Origin of the sequence: Mycobacterium sp. 852002-51057_SCH5723018 (assembly GCF_001667035.1) — a bacterium.
Taxonomy (GTDB): Bacteria; Actinomycetota; Actinomycetes; order Mycobacteriales; family Mycobacteriaceae; genus Mycobacterium.
Genome location: NZ_LZIR01000003.1, coordinates 1 through 16,493, shown reverse-complemented (window position 1 = coordinate 16,493; position 16,493 = coordinate 1). Strand labels below are relative to the sequence as shown.

13 protein-coding genes and 2 pseudogenes are annotated in these 16,493 nt (G+C 67.7%); 10 read left to right on the top strand and 5 right to left on the bottom strand.

Features of this window, described 5'->3' with window-relative positions; all coding sequences use genetic code 11:
• Positions 1-290, bottom strand: a pseudogene (locus A5764_RS29080) (hypothetical protein); the annotation flags it as partial.
• A 62-nt stretch (positions 291-352) separates the two neighbouring features.
• A complete protein-coding gene (locus A5764_RS00590; RefSeq protein ID WP_067106913.1) occupies positions 353-925 on the bottom strand; it encodes a TetR/AcrR family transcriptional regulator in 573 nt (190 codons plus the stop codon).
• 235 nt (positions 926-1,160) lie between these two features.
• Here A5764_RS00590 and A5764_RS00585 point away from each other — a divergent pair, with 235 nt between their 5' ends.
• The 8 genes and pseudogenes from A5764_RS00585 (at position 1,161) to A5764_RS27005 (ending at position 8,550) form a co-directional block, all read left to right on the top strand.
• Positions 1,161-2,090: an NADP-dependent oxidoreductase gene (locus A5764_RS00585; protein WP_067106912.1), complete on the top strand. Its 930-nt coding sequence runs from the start codon at positions 1,161-1,163 to the stop codon at positions 2,088-2,090.
• A 60-nt stretch (positions 2,091-2,150) separates the two neighbouring features.
• Positions 2,151-2,903, top strand: coding sequence for an SDR family oxidoreductase (locus A5764_RS00580; RefSeq protein ID WP_067106910.1), 753 nt, complete (start codon positions 2,151-2,153; stop codon positions 2,901-2,903).
• 146 nt (positions 2,904-3,049) lie between these two features.
• Positions 3,050-3,577, top strand: a complete 528-nt coding sequence (locus A5764_RS00575) for a general stress protein (RefSeq protein WP_067106906.1) — start codon at positions 3,050-3,052, stop codon at positions 3,575-3,577.
• Positions 3,578-3,600: 23 nt separating this feature from the next.
• Positions 3,601-5,010: an extracellular solute-binding protein gene (locus tag A5764_RS00570; protein WP_067106904.1), complete on the top strand. Its 1,410-nt coding sequence runs from the start codon at positions 3,601-3,603 to the stop codon at positions 5,008-5,010.
• A 92-nt stretch (positions 5,011-5,102) separates the two neighbouring features.
• On the top strand, positions 5,103-5,957 hold the full coding sequence (locus tag A5764_RS00565) for a carbohydrate ABC transporter permease (protein WP_067106922.1): 855 nt from the start codon (positions 5,103-5,105) through the stop codon (positions 5,955-5,957).
• A gap of 1 nt (position 5,958) precedes the next feature.
• Complete coding sequence (locus tag A5764_RS00560) at positions 5,959-6,783, top strand: carbohydrate ABC transporter permease (protein WP_156664439.1); 825 nt, start codon at positions 5,959-5,961, stop codon at positions 6,781-6,783.
• Between the two features lie 3 nt (positions 6,784-6,786).
• The gene (locus A5764_RS00555; protein ID WP_067106900.1) at positions 6,787-7,959 is read left to right on the top strand and encodes an ABC transporter ATP-binding protein; all 1,173 of its coding nucleotides are present in this window, start codon (positions 6,787-6,789) and stop codon (positions 7,957-7,959) included.
• Positions 7,959-8,550, top strand: a pseudogene (locus A5764_RS27005) (suppressor of fused domain protein). The gene A5764_RS00555 and the pseudogene A5764_RS27005 overlap by 1 nt, the downstream one beginning before the upstream one ends.
• Positions 8,551-8,564: 14 nt before the next feature.
• Here A5764_RS27005 and corA read toward each other — a convergent pair.
• Positions 8,565-9,668 carry a magnesium/cobalt transporter CorA gene (corA, locus tag A5764_RS00545; RefSeq protein WP_067106918.1) on the bottom strand — a complete coding sequence of 368 codons (1,104 nt, stop codon included), beginning with the start codon at positions 9,666-9,668 and terminating at the stop codon, positions 8,565-8,567.
• A gap of 173 nt (positions 9,669-9,841) precedes the next feature.
• Here corA and A5764_RS00540 point away from each other — a divergent pair, with 173 nt between their 5' ends.
• The gene (locus tag A5764_RS00540) at positions 9,842-10,831 is read left to right on the top strand and encodes a malate dehydrogenase (RefSeq protein WP_067106895.1); all 990 of its coding nucleotides are present in this window, start codon (positions 9,842-9,844) and stop codon (positions 10,829-10,831) included.
• A gap of 212 nt (positions 10,832-11,043) precedes the next feature.
• A complete protein-coding gene (locus tag A5764_RS00535) occupies positions 11,044-11,907 on the top strand; it encodes a glycine betaine ABC transporter substrate-binding protein (protein WP_067106892.1) in 864 nt (287 codons plus the stop codon).
• Between the two features lie 108 nt (positions 11,908-12,015).
• Here A5764_RS00535 and A5764_RS00530 read toward each other — a convergent pair whose 3' ends face one another.
• Complete coding sequence (locus tag A5764_RS00530; RefSeq protein WP_067106889.1) at positions 12,016-12,843, bottom strand: SDR family oxidoreductase; 828 nt, start codon at positions 12,841-12,843, stop codon at positions 12,016-12,018.
• Positions 12,844-13,038: 195 nt separating this feature from the next.
• The coding region (locus A5764_RS00525; protein ID WP_197501157.1) for a multifunctional oxoglutarate decarboxylase/oxoglutarate dehydrogenase thiamine pyrophosphate-binding subunit/dihydrolipoyllysine-residue succinyltransferase subunit at positions 13,039-16,493 on the bottom strand (3,455 nt) is incomplete at its 5' end.

Here is a 16,493-nt window from a genome sequence, read left to right as displayed (position 1 = left end):
CACATCCGGATGGCTATTACCCCGTACCGGACTACCAGGGAGCGATGCAATCCGGGACGAACGCGCTGGCCGTATCCGGGTGGCTGACCATAGCCGGGCGGCGGCGGAATCGGCCGCGGGTATTCGGCCGGGTAACCGGGCGCGCCGTACGCCGGAGGCGGATAGTCGCCGGCCGGCGGATTCCACGGCGGCGTCCAATTCGGCTGCTCAGGCCCGGTGCCGCCGGTCGGCGGCGGGTGACCCTCGTCGCCGTGGGCACCCTCGCCGAAGCCACCGCCGGGAGCTGACATGCGTTCAACCTAACGCGCCCAGCCGTGGTGCGGCGAGGGGGCGACTAGTGCGTCTGCCGGGTTCAGCGCAGAACCTCGGTCGCGGCGCTTAGTTCTCGCAACGCTTGTTCGACAAGTTCGGTGAGTGGTTTCCGATTGGCCGGCTCGAACCAGCGCAGGTAGGCGGTGCTGAGCGCGAGCGCGCCGACTTGGGCGGCGAGGCTAGCAGTTGGCTCTTGCACCCCCCGCTCCCTGAGCGCCTCGGCCATGCCGGCGGTAAGTGCGGCTCCCTTCAGCAGCTCGCGTTCCCGCAGGTCGGGATTGCCGTCGATGATGGCCTGACGGTTGGCCAAAAAGTCCCGTCGCTCTTCCCCGGCATCGGCCGCGAAGGCCGTCAATCCCGCGGCGATCGCTTCGAGCGGCGTGGCCGAGGCCGGCGCACTGGCGATCGCGTCGGCGAACAATCGGCGGTGCGGTTCTTGGCCGCCGAACAGGACCTCGCGCTTGTCCGCGAAGTGACGGAAAAACGTCCGCTTGGTCAATCCCGCCCGCTCCGCGATCTCCGCGACGGTCACGCTCTCATACCCCCGGTCAACGAAAAGCTCAATGGCGGCTTTTACCAGCCGCTGCGGGGCATTGGGCTCCCACCGACTCATCGCCACAGCTTAGAGGCGCGCCAGTCGTGATGACACCAAGTGTCGCCGAGGTGCTATGGTGATGTCACCTGGTGTCATCACCGGGGTGGCGGAGCCCGGACTCGCCGCTCGGCGGTAGACCATCCGCGACTACCCACGTCCAGACAGGAATCGAAATGAAGGATCTCCGCCACCGCCGAGGCAAGCGTGCGCACGCCACACATCGTGCCTTCGATCAGGGCGCACGGAGCGCGTCATGAGCCGTGCCGTCGTTCGCGAAAGGTTCGGAGGTCCCGAGGTACTCGAGGTGCGAGAAATTCGCGAGCCGCACGCGGGCCCAGGCGAAATCCGTATCAGCGTGCGGGTCGCCGGTCTGAACCCGATGGACCGCGGGGTCGCCTCGATGCCCGAGTTGGCGGCGATGTACGGCGTCACGGTGCCGTGCGGATTCGGGTGCGACTTCGCCGGGGTGGTCGACGAGATCGGAGCCGGCGCGCAGGGGTTCATGGTGGGTGACCGCGTGTACGGAGGCGCACTGGCCAAGGCCGTCGCCGACTTCGTGGTCATGACGGCCCCCGCCACGCCACCTGACGTGGTGTTTCACACACCCGACGGCATCACCGACGAGGTAGCGGCCGCTCTTCCGATACCTGGACTCACCGCCGCCGCCGCCGTGGCGGCGATCGGTCTGCACACCGGCGACACCGTCCTGATCGGCGGCGCCGCCGGCGGCGTGGGCGTATTGGCGGTTCAACTCGCCAGGCTCGCCGGTGCGACCGTGATCGGGACCGCCTCGCCAGGCACCTTCGCTTTGCTGCGGCAGCTGGGCGCCCAGCCGGTGGCCTACGGCCCAGGGCTCGCCGACCGCGTGCGAGCACTGGCCCCACGCGGTGTGACCGCGACGATGGACCTGTTCGGCACGGAGACCGCCGAGGCCGGGCTGGCGCTAGGAATACCGCCGGATCGGATCTGCACGATCGCCGCCGGCGCTGACCCGGTCGGCGGCGTGCGCGCCACCGGCGCCCACGACGCCAGCCCCGGCGCACTGGGGATGATCACCGACGCGATCCTGGCCGGCAGGATCACGGTGCCCATCGCCGGGGCCTTCGCGATCGAGCAGATCCGCGACGCCGTAACACTGCAGGCCGAACGCCACGTCCACGGCAAAATCGTGATCACCCTTTAAAGTCGCCCCCAAAATTGGCAAGGCTGCCTCGTTAGATTGCACGCAGGATCGGGAGGATCCATGGGCCGCGAACTGCGCGTCCGCGCCAGCGGTATTGACGGCAAGGTCGTCGCGATCACCGGCGCGAGCAGCGGCATCGGCGCGGCGGTCGCCGAACACCTGGCCTCGCGCGGCGCGCCCGTCGTGCTGGGCGCGCGACGCATGGAACGCCTGACAGAAACCGTCGAGCGCATCGTGGCGGCCGGCGGCGCGGCGGTCGCGCTCGAGGTGGATGTGCGCCGGCGGGCGGACCTCACGCGGCTGGTCGCGACGGCTCAGGAACGCTACGGGCGACTCGACGTGCTGGTCTCGAACGCCGGCTACATGGCGGTCTCCGGATTCGACGAGCTGCGACAGGACGACTGGGATGACATGGTCGCCACGAACCTGACCGGAGTCCTCAACGGCATCGGCGCTGCGCTGCCCGTGTTCCGTGCGCAACGGTCGGGGCACTTCGTCCACATGTCCTCTACCTCGGCGCACCGGATTGTCCCTGCGCAGGGCGTGTACGCGGCGACGAAAACGGCCGTCCGAGTGCTCTCGGAGGCGTTGCGGCAGGAGGCGGGGCCCGACCTGCGCGTGACCGTGGTCTCGCCGGGCATGACCGACACCGAAGGAGCGCGATCAGGAGCGATCGACGAAGAAACCGCGGCTCGCGTGCGAGCCGTCGCGCAACCCCCGTCTGCGGTCGCCCGTGCCGTGGCATTCGCGATCGAACAGCCCGACGGGGTCGACGTGGGCGAAATCATCGTCCGGCCCACCGCCCAGAATTAGATGCCTTCGAAGCGTGGCTCATCGGCGTATCCGTCGCGCCATCGGCCGCGTAGTGGGGCAAAATGGCGCGTCACGGACCCTTGAGTGCCGGACGGTGCGGTAGGCCGGGGTGAGAGTATGGCCAAGGCGGAGGAGAATGAGCACCGATGACTAGTCCTTTTCAGCCTGGGCAGGTTCCCGGCTCGACGCCCCAGGGCGGGGCCGCCGGCCGCCGCGCCGTGCCTTCGTTGCCGACTCCGCCCAAGGGCTGGCCAGTCGGCTCCTATCCCACCTATGCCGAGGCCCAGCGCGCCGTCGACTACCTGTCGGACCAACAGTTCCCCGTCGAGCAGGTGACGATCGTCGGCGTCGACCTCATGCAGGTGGAACGGGTCACCGGGCGGCTCAGCTGGCCCAAAGTGCTTGGCGGCGGCGTCCTCAGCGGGGCCTGGCTCGGCTTGTTCATCGGGCTGGTGCTCGGCTTCTTCAGCCCCAACCCGTGGGGCGCGCTGCTCACCGGGTTGGTTGCCGGCGTGTTCTTCGGCTTGATCACCTCCGCGGTTCCTTACGCAATGGCCCGTGGCACGAGGGATTTCAGCTCGACGATGCAATTGGTGGCCGGCCGCTATGACGTGCTCTGCGATCCGCAAAACGCGGAGAAAGCACGGGATCTGCTGGCGCGCCTGGCGATCTGACGCCCGGACGAGAGGCTGAATCGGTGGTTAGTCGCGGGCGCGTACGCCGATTGGGCGTGGTCGTCCTCGCGACGCTCACCATCGCATCGGTGTCGTCGGCCTGCGGTTCGGGGGAGAAGGGGCTGGTGATCAGCTTCTACACGCCGGCCACGGACGCGGCCACCTTCACCGCGGTGGCCCAGGACTGCACCAAGCGGCTCGGGGGCCGGTTCGCCGTGCGGCACGTGAGCCTGCCCCGGGGCCCCGGCGAGCAACGGCTGCAGCTGGCCCGGCGGCTCAGCGCGCACGACCGCGCGCTGGATGTGATGGCGCTGGACGTGGTATGGACCGCGGAGTTCGCCGAGGCCGGGTGGGCGCTGCCGCTGTCCGACGATCCGGCGGGCCAAGCCGAGTCGGACACCCTCTTCGACACCCTGCCCGGCCCGCTCGCGACGGCCCGCTGGAGACACCAGCTGTACGGCGCGCCCGTCACGACCAACACCCAATTGCTTTGGTACCGAGCGGATTTGGTCAGCCAACCGCCGGCCACCTGGGACGGCATGGTGGCCGAGGCCGCAAAATTGCATGCCGCGGGCCGGCCCGCCTGGATCGCCGTGCAGGCCAACGAGGGCGAGGGCCTGGTGGTGTGGTTCAACACGCTGCTCGTGAGCGCGGGTGGGCAGGTGCTTTCCGAGGACGGCCGCCGCGTCACCCTGACCGACACGCCCGCGCACCGCGCCGCCACCGTCAACGCGCTGCGGATCCTCAAATCGGTGGCGACCGCCCCCGGAGCCGATCCGTCGATCACCCGGACCGACGAGGGGACCGCGCGGTTGGCCGTCGAACAGGGTAGGGCCGCGCTCGAAGTCAACTGGCCCTATGTACTGGCGTCCCTGCTGGAGAACGCGGTGAAGGGCGGCGTGCCCTTCCTGCCGCTGAACCGGGATCCGGCCCTAGCCGGCAGCATCAACGACGTCGGGACATTCGCACCCACCGACGAGCAATTCCGCGTCGCCTACGACGCCAGCCTGAAGGTCTTCGGGTTTGCGTCCTATCCCCGCGTCGTCCCCGGCCGGCCGGCCAAGGTCACCATTGGCGGTTTGAACCTGGCGGTGGCCAGCACTACTCGCCACCGCGCCGAGGCGTTCGAGGCGGTGCGCTGCCTGCGCAGCTTGCAGAGCCAGAAATACGTTTCGATCCAAGGTGGCCTGCCCGCGGTGCGCAGCTCGCTGTATTCCGACCCGCAGTTTCAGGCCAAGTACCCGATGTATACCGTCATTCGCCGGCAACTCACCGAAGCCGCGGTGCGGCCGGCCACGCCGGTCTATCAGGCGTTGTCGCTGCGGCTGTCCGCGGCGCTGAGCCCGATCACCCAGATCGATCCGGAACGCACCGCGGACGAGCTCACCGCGCAGGCGCAGAAGGCCATCGACGGCAAGGGGCTGCTGCCGTGACCGCTTCCTTGACCGGGGAGGCCGTCAAACCTCAACCGTCCTTCGCCGTGCGGCGCACCGGAAACCGGCTCTCGGAGCAGCGGTTGGCCTTCATGCTGGTCGCGCCGGCGGCGACTCTGATGCTGGCGGTGACGGCCTATCCGATCGGCTATGCGGTGTGGCTCAGCCTGCAGCGCAACAACCTTGCCACCCCCAATGACACCGCCTTCGTCGGGTTGGGCAATTACCAAACGATCTTGACCGACCGGTATTGGTGGACGGCGCTGGCGGTGACGCTGGGCATAACCGTGGTCTCGGTGTCGCTCGAGTTCGTGCTGGGCCTGGCGCTGGCGCTGGTGATGCACCGCACCCTCGTCGGAAAGGGCGTGGTGCGCACGGCGGTGCTGATTCCCTACGGCATCGTCACCGTCGTCGCGTCCTACAGCTGGTACTACGCGTGGACGCCGGGGACCGGCTACCTGGCCAACCTGCTGCCGGCAGGCAGTGCGCCGCTGGTCGAACAGATCCCGTCCCTGGGCATCGTGGTCATCGCCGAGGTTTGGAAGACCACCCCGTTCATGTCGCTGCTGCTGCTGGCCGGATTGGCGCTGGTGCCAGAGGATTTGCTGAAAGCCGCGCAGGTCGACGGGGCCGGCGCCTGGCGGCGGCTCACCAGGATCACCCTGCCGATCATCAAGCCGGCGGTGGTGGTGGCGCTGCTCTTCCGGACGCTGGACGCCTTCCGCATCTTCGACAACATCTACGTGCTGACCGCGGGCGCCAACAACACCGATTCGGTGTCAATCCTGGGCTATGACAACCTGTTCAAGGGATTCAACGTCGGGCTGGGCTCGGCGATCAGCGTGCTGATCTTCTGTTGTGTGGGCATCATCGCGCTGGTCTACATCAAGGTGTTCGGCGCCTCTCAACCCGCCTCGGCGCCCGGTGGGGACGCCGATGGCCGCTAAATTGGATGGACGGCGCGCCGCGGTCTGGGGCGTCATCGACGCGTTGGTGGTCGTCTATGCGCTTCTTCCCGTGCTGTGGATTCTCAGCCTGTCGCTCAAGCCCTCGTCAATGGTCAAGGACGGCAAGCTGATTCCGTCGACGGTGACCCTCGACAACTACCGCGGAATCTTTCGGGGCGACTTCTTCAGATCGGCGCTGATCAACTCCATCGGGATCGGCTTGATCACCACCGCGATCGCGGTGATACTCGGCGCGATGGCGGCCTACGCGATCGCCCGGCTGAACTTTCCCGGCAAGCGGCTGCTCGTCGGGGCCGCGCTGCTGATCACCATGTTCCCCGCGATCTCGTTGGTAACCCCGTTGTTCAACATCGAACGCCGGCTCGGGCTGTTCGACACCTGGCCGGGCCTGATCCTGCCCTACATCACTTTCGCGCTGCCCCTTGCCATTTACACGCTGTCGGCATTTTTCCGGGAGATTCCGTGGGATCTGGAGAAGGCGGCCAAGATGGACGGCGCCTCGCCGGGGCAGGCGTTCCGCAAGGTGATCGTTCCGCTGGCCGCGCCCGGACTGGTGACCGCGGCGATCCTGATCTTCATCTTCGCCTGGAACGATCTGCTACTCGCGCTGTCCCTGACCGCGACCAAGGCGGCGATCACCGCGCCGGTGGCGATCGCGAACTTCAGCGGCAGTTCGCAATTCGAGGAGCCAACCGGATCGATCGCGGCCGGCGCGATCGTGATCACGATCCCGATCATTCTTTTTGTTCTCATTTTTCAACGACGTATTGTTGCCGGGTTGACCTCTGGCGCGGTGAAGGGGTAGGGGATGGCCGAGATCGTGTTGGAGCACGTCCACAAGAGTTACGCCGACGGCGCGACGGCGGTGCAGGACTTGAGCATCACCATCGCCGACGGCGAATTCCTGATCCTGGTGGGACCTTCCGGCTGCGGCAAGACCACGACGCTGAACATGATCGCCGGCCTCGAGGACATTTCCTCGGGGGAGCTGCGCATCGGCGGCGAGCGGATGAACGAGAAGGCCCCCAAGGACCGCGACATCGCAATGGTTTTCCAGTCCTACGCGCTGTACCCGCACATGACCGTGCGGCAGAACATCGCGTTTCCGCTGACCCTGGCGAAGATGAAGAAGGCCGACATCGCGAAGAAGGTCGAGGAGACGGCGAAAATCCTTGACCTGACCGACCTTTTGGACCGCAAGCCCTCCCAGTTGTCGGGCGGGCAACGACAGCGCGTGGCGATGGGACGCGCGATCGTACGCCACCCCAAGGCGTTCCTGATGGATGAGCCGCTGTCGAATCTGGATGCCAAACTGCGGGTGCAGATGCGCGGCGAGATCGCCCGGCTGCAGCGCAGATTGGGCGCCACCACGGTGTACGTCACCCACGACCAAACCGAGGCCATGACGCTGGGGGACCGCGTGGTAGTGATGCACGCCGGCGTCGCGCAGCAGATCGGCACCCCCGAGGAGCTCTATGAACGTCCCGCCAACCTGTTCGTGGCGGGGTTCATCGGTTCGCCGGCGATGAATTTCTTCCCCGCCACCCTGACGCCGGGCGGACTGACCCTGTCGTTCGGCGAGGTGATGCTGGCACCGGAGGTGCAGCAGGTGATCGACCAGCATCCCAAGCCGCAGAACGCCATCGTCGGGATCCGCCCCGAGCACCTGGCCGACGCCGCGTTGATCGACGGGTATCAGCGCATCCGGGCGCTGACCTTCGAGGTGAAGGTCGAGCTGGTCGAATCGCTGGGCGCCGACAAGTACGTGTACTTCACCACGTCGGGTCCGGCGGTGCACTCGGCCCAGCTGGACGAGCTGGAGGCCGAGGGGGAGATGCACGAAAACGAGTTCGTAGCAAGGGTTCCCGCGGAGTCGAAGGCGACCGTCGGGCAGTCGATCGAGCTGGCTCTGGACACGACGAAGGTGGCGGTGTTCGACGCCGACTCCGGCGCGAACCTGACGATCCCTGCCCCCGAGTGATGGCGATCCCGGACCAACTGCGCGCGCACCTGACTGGGCACTTCGCCGGCGTTAAGGCAGACTCGGCGAGCGTGACGTTTCTGGGCACCGAACCGATCGAGGTGCTGCGATTCCGCGGCGCAGATGGTCTGGTGCACTACGTCTCGCTGGGGTGCTCGCGGCACCCGATGACCGATCCCACGGAAATCGTCGCCGACCCGCTGAGCGGCCCACGCGCGGAAATCGTGCTGCGCCTGCGGGATCCGGGGCCGGCCACCGGTATTGCCCGCAGTGTGGCGATACTCGCGGCCACCCCGGCCGTCGAGGGTGTGGTGCTGGTCGCCGACGCGCTGATCGATCTGGGCTCGCCGCTGTGGGCGTGGCCGTCGGGCCGGGTGCCGTTCACCGCGGTGTTGTTGGGGCACAGCGACATTCCGGACCTATCGCTGGCACCGCCCCGCGACCCGGTGAAGTTCCTGACGGCGACACCCGTCACCGCCACCGAGGCGGCCTGGGTGCGCCTCAAGGGCGCCGAGGCCATGCGGCACGCCTGGCAGAACGACGGCGTGGACGTGCTGGATCCCGAAACGACCTGCGGCACAACCCGGTTGATCAATGCGCGGGAACTAGAGCCAATTGTTGCGGCGGAATTGGAAGTACAGCACCAGGCAGGCGAGAGTCATGAGCGCCATGACCCCCGGGTAGCCCCATGTCCAGTTCAGCTCGGGCATGAAATGAAAGTTCATGCCGTAGATGGCGGCGACCGCAGTGGGCAACGCCGCGATGCCGGCCCAGGCCGCCATCTTGCGCATGTCGTTGTTCTGCTGCATGCCGACGCGGGCCAGCGCCGCCTGCACCAGCGAATTGAGCATGTCGTCGTAGCTGGTGATCTGGTCGGCGGCCTGCGACTGGTGATCGGCGACGTCGCGTAGATAGCGTCGCACCTCTTTGGAGATCAGGTCTTTGTTCTCCACCTGAATGCGATGGAACGCGACCGACAGCGGGGCCACGCACCGGCGCAGCTCGACGACCTCGCGCTTGAGCAGATAAATCGGCTCGACGTCGAGCTTGCGACCCGGGGCGAACGCCACTTCCTCGATGCCGTCGATGTCGGCCTCGATCTGGCTGCTCACCTCGAGGTAGTGGTCCACCACATTGTCGGCGATGGCGTGCATCACCGCGTACGGCCCTAGCCGCAACTGCTCGGGGTCGGCGTCCATGCGCTTGCGCACCTCGGAAAGCCCGCCGTGTTCACCGTGGCGGACGGTCACCACGAAATCCTTGCCGACGAAGATCATGATCTCGCCGGTCTCGACGATCTGGCGGGCCGCCACCACCGATTCGTGCGGCACGTAGCTGACGGTCTTAAGGACGAAGAACACAGTGTCGTCGTAGCGCTCGAGCTTGGGCCGTTGGTGCGCGCAGACGGCGTCCTCGACGGCCAGCGCATGCAGCCCGAAGATGTCGGCCACGGTCTGCATCTCGGCCTGGGTCGGCTCGCGCAGGCCAACCCAGACGAACGCCTCGTGCCCGAGCATTTCGATCTGGTGCACCTTGTTGAGTGCGGTCGCGTAGCTGAACTTCCCCGGCAGCCGATGGCCCTCGGCGTAGACGGCGCAGTCGACCAGCGCCTCGTTGGGCGGATGCTCGACGGGCTGCGTAGCCGTCTCGCGCTTCTCGCCCGCGAGCGGTCGCAGCACTTCAGGTAATGCGTCAGGTCCGGGGAACACCTTCACCTCCGATCGCAGCGCAGGTCAGGCAAGCGGTGCTCATGCTACGCGTCCTGGCGAAACGCGACGTGAAAAGTCCGCGGCAGCCGCGACCGGAGGTTTCGGGCCGGAAGGGGTGCGCTAGTTTCGACGTCGAACGAAATCCTGACCTACTCCATAAGGAGCAAAACGACGTGAGCGCAAGTCCTGTCAAGGTCGCCGTCACCGGCGCCGCCGGCCAGATCGGCTACAGCCTGTTGTTCCGCCTGGCGAGCGGGGCGCTGCTGGGGCCCGACCGCCCGATCGAGCTGCGTCTGCTGGAGATCGAGCCCGCGCTCAAGGCGCTCGAGGGTGTCGTCATGGAACTCGACGACTGCGCGTTCCCGCTGCTTGCGGGCGTCGAGATCGGCGCGGACGCGAACAAGATCTTTGACGGGGTGAACCTGGCCCTGCTCGTCGGCGCTCGCCCGCGCAGCAAGGGCATGGAGCGCGGCGACCTGCTGGAGGCCAACGGCGCCATCTTCACCGCCCAGGGCAAGGCCCTCAACTCCGTGGCCGCCGACGACGTCCGCATCGGCGTGACCGGCAACCCGGCCAACACCAACGCGCTGATCGCGATGAGCAACGCGCCCGGCATCCCGCGGGAGCGGTTCTCCGCGCTGACCCGCCTCGACCACAACCGGGCGATCTCCCAGCTGGCCCGCAAGACCGGGGCCGCGGTCACCGACATCAAGAAGATGACGATCTGGGGCAACCACTCGGCCACCCAGTACCCCGACGTTTTCCACGCCGAGGTGCGCGGCAAGAACGCGGCCGAGGTCGTCGGCGACCAGGGCTGGATCGAGAACGACTTCATTCCGACCGTCGCCAAGCGCGGCGCGGCGATCATCGACGCGCGCGGCGCCTCGTCGGCCGCGTCGGCCGCGTCGGCCACCATCGACGCCGCCCGCGACTGGCTGCTCGGCAGCCCGGACGGCGACTGGGTGTCGATGGCGGTGCTCTCCGACGGTTCCTACGGCGTGCCGGAGGGCCTGATTTCGTCGTTCCCGGTGACCACCAAGGACGGCAACTGGAAGATCGTCACGGGCCTGGAGATCGACGACTTCTCCCGCGGCCGGATCGACGCATCGACGGCGGAGCTGGCCGAGGAGCGCAGCGCGGTCACAGAGCTGGGTCTGATCTAACGTGGCGATCGCAAGCGCGGCGAAGCCGGGCGCAGCGGGTCGCCACAGATCTCTCGTGGCGATCGCAAGCGCGGCGAAGCCGGGGGCCGCGGGTCGCCACAGATCTCTCGTGGCGATCGCAAGCGCTGCGAAGCCGGGCGCAGCGGGTCGCCACAGATCTAACGTGGCGATCGCAAGCGCGGCCGGAAATTAGGCCTACTAATCGGTAGTCAGTGAGGTTCGCCAGGCTGGCCGCGCTGCTGCTCGCCGCGATTTTGGCGGCGGGTTGCGCGGGCCACAGCGCCGACCACCGCCCGGAGCTGGTGGTCGGATCCGGGCCCGATCCCGAGTCGGCGCTGTTGGCCGGCGTGTATGTGGCGGCGCTGCGGTCCTACGGTTTCGTGGCGCGACCCGACACCGCCGCCGATCCGATGGCGAAGCTCGATTCGGGCGCGTTCACCGTGGTCCCCGTGTTCACCGGTCGCACGTTGCAGGCCTTGCAGCCCGGCTCCTTGGTGCTGTCCGACGCCCAGGTCTACCGCGCGATGATCGCGGCGCTGCCCGAGGGGATCGTGGCGGGCGACTACACCACGGCGGCCGAGGACAAGCCGGTGCTGCTGGTGACGCAGGCTACCGCCAAGGCGTGGGGCGGCCGCGACCTCAGCATCGAGCTCAGCGCTGTGCCGAAACACTGCGACGGGTTGGCGATCGGGGCCGTCGCCGGGTTCCAGGCACCCCAGGCCGTCGGGTCGTGCCGGCTTCCCGCCCCACGCGAATTCCCCGATGAGGCAGCGCTTTTTGCCGCGCTGCGGGCCGGGCAGCCGACGGCGGCGTGGACCACCACCGCCGATCCGGGCATCCCCGCCGACCTGGTGTCGCTGGCCGACGGCAAACCCGCGCTGATCCGCGCCGAGAACGTGGTGCCGCTGTATCGCCGCAACGCACTGAGCGATCGCCAGCTGCTGGCGATCAACGAGGTGGCCGGCGTGCTGGACACCGCGGCCTTGGCCGACATGCGCCGCCAGGTGGCCGGCGGCGCCGATCCACAGGCGGTGGCGGGCGGATGGCTGGCCGAACACCCGCTGGGGCGTAGCTAGCGCCTGGGGCTTGGCGGTCGAGCCTGCACCGGTGGCATCGAGACTGCGTACAGGCACACCTCCGGCGAGGATGGGGCGCGCTGAGCGCAGTCTCGGCGCAGTTAGCGGTCAGGGCTTGGGCATCAACCGGCCCATGACGCGCCCGAAGAGCTGCTGATAATAGGGGCCCGCCACCCGCACCATCACGTCCAAGACCTTGGCATCCATGCCGACCAGCACCCGGGCCTTCTTCTTGCGGACGGCGTCGAGGATGACCTGCGCGGCCCGCTCCGGGCTGGTCTTTGCGAGCCGCTTGTCGAACAGCTTGGCCAGTTCGTCGCGGTCGAGTCCTTCGGCGGCGGTGGCGTTGCGCGCGATCGCGGTCCTGATGCCGCCGGGGTGCACCGTGGTCACCGCCACCGGGTGCCGCGCCAGGACCATCTCCTGTCGCAGCGCCTCGCTGAAGCCCCGGACGGCGAACTTGGCGGCGTTATAGGCCGCCTGCCCCGGCACGGAGAACAGCCCGAACACGCTCGAGATATTGATGATGTGGCCGTCCCCGGAGGCGATCACGTGCGGCAGAAACGCCTTGGTGCCGTTCACGACGCCCCAGAAGTCGACGTCCATCACCCGTTCGATGTCCTTGAACGCGCTGACCTCGATGTCGCCGGTGAACGCGATGCCGGCGTTGTTGTAGATCTGGTTGACCTTGCCGAAGTGCTCGTTGACCGCCTCGGCGTAGGCCAGGAACGCCTCGCGCTCGGTCACGTCCAGCCGGTCGGCTTTGACCGGTGCTCCGATCGCCTTCAGCTGCTCCTCGGTGTGCCCCAGCCCCTCGAGGTCGACGTCGCTGATCGCCACCTTGGCGCCCGAACGGCCCAGCTCGATGGCCAGCGCCTGCCCGATACCCGAACCGGCGCCGGTGACAACGGCGACTTTCCCGGCGAACCCCTGCATGAGCGCCCTCTCTCTCGATTGGCTCGTAGCGTCGAGGCTAACCGGTACCCGGGGTACGGCGTACACGGACCTCACCGGAGCGGCGGCGCCCGCGCAGGCTACCGGCCCAGGCCCAATTCGCCTGGCGAGCGTGCGCAAAATGCCGGCCAACGCGGCGTGTCGTTGTCCAGACACGCACGCTCGCGGTGAGGGGGGCTAGGCGAACGCCGTGTCGAGGATCTCCTGCTGCTCGACGGCGTGCACCTTCGACGACCCCGACGACGGGGCCGACATCGCCCGGCGCGAGATGCGCTTGAGGCCAGTCAGCTTGTCGGGCAACAACTCCGGCAGCTCCAGGCCGAACCGCGGCCACGCGCCCTGATTGGCCGGCTCCTCCTGTACCCAGAAGAACTCGCTGGCGGCAGGGTAGCGGTCCAGCGTCTCGTTGAGCCGGCGCTTGGGCAGCGGGGCGAGCTGTTCGATCCGCACGATCGCGACGTCGTCGCGATTGTCCTTGGCCTTGCGCGCCACCAGCTCGTAGTAGATCTTGCCGCTGGTCAGCAGAATCCGGTTGACCTTGCCGCGGTCGCCGATGCCGTCCTCGTAGGTGGGTTCCTCCAGCACCGAGCGGAACTTGATCTCGGTGAAGTCCCTGACGTCGCTGACGGCGGCCTTGTTGCGCAGCATCGACTTGGGCGTGAACACGATCAGCGGGCGCTGCACGCCGTCGAGCGCGTGCCGGCGCAGCAGGTGGAAGTAGTTGGACGGCGTCGAGGGTACCGCGATGGTCATCGACCCCTCCGCCCACAGCTGCAGGAAGCGCTCGATGCGTCCCGACGTGTGGTCCGGCCCCTGCCCCTCGTGCCCGTGCGGCAGCAGCAGCACCACATTGGACAGCTGGCCCCACTTGGCCTCACCGGAGCTGATGAACTCGTCGATGATCGACTGCGCGCCGTTGACGAAGTCGCCGAACTGGGCCTCCCACAGCACAAGCGCGTCCGGGTTGCCCACGGTGTAACCGTACTCGAAACCGACGGCGGCGTACTCCGACAGCGGTGAGTCGTAGACCAGGAACCTGCCGCCGGTGGGGGTGCCGTCGGGGTTGGTCGCCAGCAACTGCAGCGGGGTGAACTCTTGTCCGGTGTGGCGGTCGAAGATCACCGAATGCCGCTGGGAGAAGGTGCCCCGGCGGGTGTCTTGCCCGGACAGGCGCACCAGCTTGCCCTCGGCCACCAGCGAACCCAGCGCCAGCAGCTCGCCGAAGGCCCAGTCGATCTTGCCCTCGTAGGCCATCTCCCGGCGCTTTTCCAGCACCGGCTGCACCCGCGGGTGGGCGGTGAAACCGTCGGGCAACGCCCGGAACGCGTCGCCGATGCGGGCCAGCAGCGACTTGTCCACCGCGGTGGCCAGCCCCGCGGGAACGATCTGGTCGGCCTCGACCGATTCGCTGGGCTGCACGCCGTGCTTCTCCAGGTCGCGGACCTCGTTGAACACCCGCTCCAGCTGGCCCTGGTAATCGCGTAGCGCGTCCTCGGCCTCCTTCAGCGAGATGTCGCCGCGGCCGATCAGGGCTTCGGTGTAGCTCTTGCGGGCGCCGCGCTTGGTGTCGACCACGTCGTACATGGCGGGGTTCGTCATCGACGGGTCGTCGCCCTCGTTGTGACCGCGGCGGCGGTAGCACAGCATGTCGATGATGACGTCCTTCTTGAACCGCTGCCGGAAGTCGACGGCCAGCTTGGCCACCCACGCGCAGGCTTCCGGGTCGTCGCCGTTGACGTGGAAGATCGGCGCCCCGACCATCTTCGCCACGTCGGTGCAGTATTCGCTGGACCGCGAGTACTCCGGTGCGGTGGTGAAGCCGATCTGGTTGTTGACGATGATGTGAATGGTGCCGCCGACGCGGTACCCGGGCAGGTTGGCCAGGTTCAGCGTCTCGGCGACCACTCCCTGCCCGGCGAAGGCCGCGTCGCCGTGCAGCATCATCGGCACCACCGAGAAGGCTTTTTCGTCGCCGTGGTCTTCTGAGCCCCGGTCCAGCAGGTCCTGCTTGGCCCGCACCAGGCCCTCCAGCACGGGGTCGACGGCCTCCAGGTGCGACGGGTTGGCGGTCAGCGACACCTGAATGTCGTTGTCCCCGAACATCTGCAGGTAAATGCCGGTGGCACCCAAGTGGTACTTGACGTCGCCGGAGCCGTGCGCCTGCGACGGGTTCAGGTTGCCCTCGAACTCGCTGAAGATCTGCGAGTAGGGCTTGCCGACGATGTTGGCCAGCACGTTGAGCCGGCCGCGGTGCGGCATGCCGATGACCACCTCGTCGAGGCCATGCTCGGCGCACTGGTCGATCGCCGCGTCCATCATCGGGATCACGCTTTCCGCACCTTCCAGCGAAAAGCGTTTCTGTCCAACGTATTTGGTCTGCAGGAACGTCTCGAAGGCCTCAGCGGCGTTGAGCTTGCTCAGGATGAATTTCTGTTCGGCCACCGTGGGTTTGACGTGTTTGGTCTCCACCCGCTCCTGCAGCCACTCCTGTTGTTCGGGTTCCAGGATGTGGGTGTACTCCACGCCGATGTGGCGGCAGTACGCGTCGCGCAGCAGGCCCAGTACGTCGCGCAGCTTCTTGTATTCGCAACCGGCGAAGCCGTTGACCTTGAACACGCGGTCGAGGTCCCACAGCGTCAGGCCGTGGTTGAGGATCTCGAGGTCGGGGTGGCTGCGGAACCGGGTGCTGTCCAACCGCAGCGGGTCGATGTCGGCCATCAGGTGCCCGCGGTTGCGGTAGGCCGCGATCAGCTCCATCACCCGGGCGTTCTTGTCGACGATCGAGTCGGGGTTGTCGGTGCTCCAGCGCACCGGCAGATACGGGTTGCCCAGCTCGCGGAAGATCTCGTCCCAGAACGCATCCGAGAGCAGCATCTCGTGGATGGTGCGCAGGAAGTCGCCGGATTCGGCGCCCTGGATGATGCGGTGGTCGTATGTGGAGGTCAGGGTGATCAGCTTGCCGATGCCCAGTTCGGCGATGCGCTCCTCGCTGGCCCCCTGGAACTCGGCGGGGTATTCCATCGCGCCGACGCCGACGATCGCGCCCTGGCCGGCCATCAGCCGGGGCACCGAGTGCACGGTGCCGATGGTCCCCGGGTTGGTCAACGAAATCGTCACGCCCGCAAAGTCTTCGGCGGTCAGCTTGCCGTCGCGGGCGCGGCGCACGATGTCCTCGTAGGCGGTGACGAACTGCGCGAACCGCAGCTCCTCGCAGCGCTTGATACCCGCCACCACCAGCGACCGCTTGCCGTCCTTGCCCTGCAGGTCGATCGCCAGGCCGAGATTGGTATGAGCTGGTGTGACCACATTCGGCTTGCCGTCCACCTCGGCGTAGTGCCGGTTCATGTTGGGGAACTGCTTGACCGCCTGCACCAGCGCGTAGCCCAGCAGGTGGGTGAATGAGATCTTGCCGCCGCGGGTGCGCTTGAGCTGGTTGTTGATGACGATCCGGTTGTCGATCAGCAGCTTGGCCGGGATGGCGCGCACGCTGGTCGCCGTCGGCACCTCCAGCGACGCGGACATGTTCTTGACGACGGCCGCGGCGGCGCCCCGCAGCACCTGCACTTCGTCGCCGTCGGCCGGCGGGGGAGCGGCGGCCTTGACCGGTGCCGGCGCGGCGGCCGCGCCGGGAC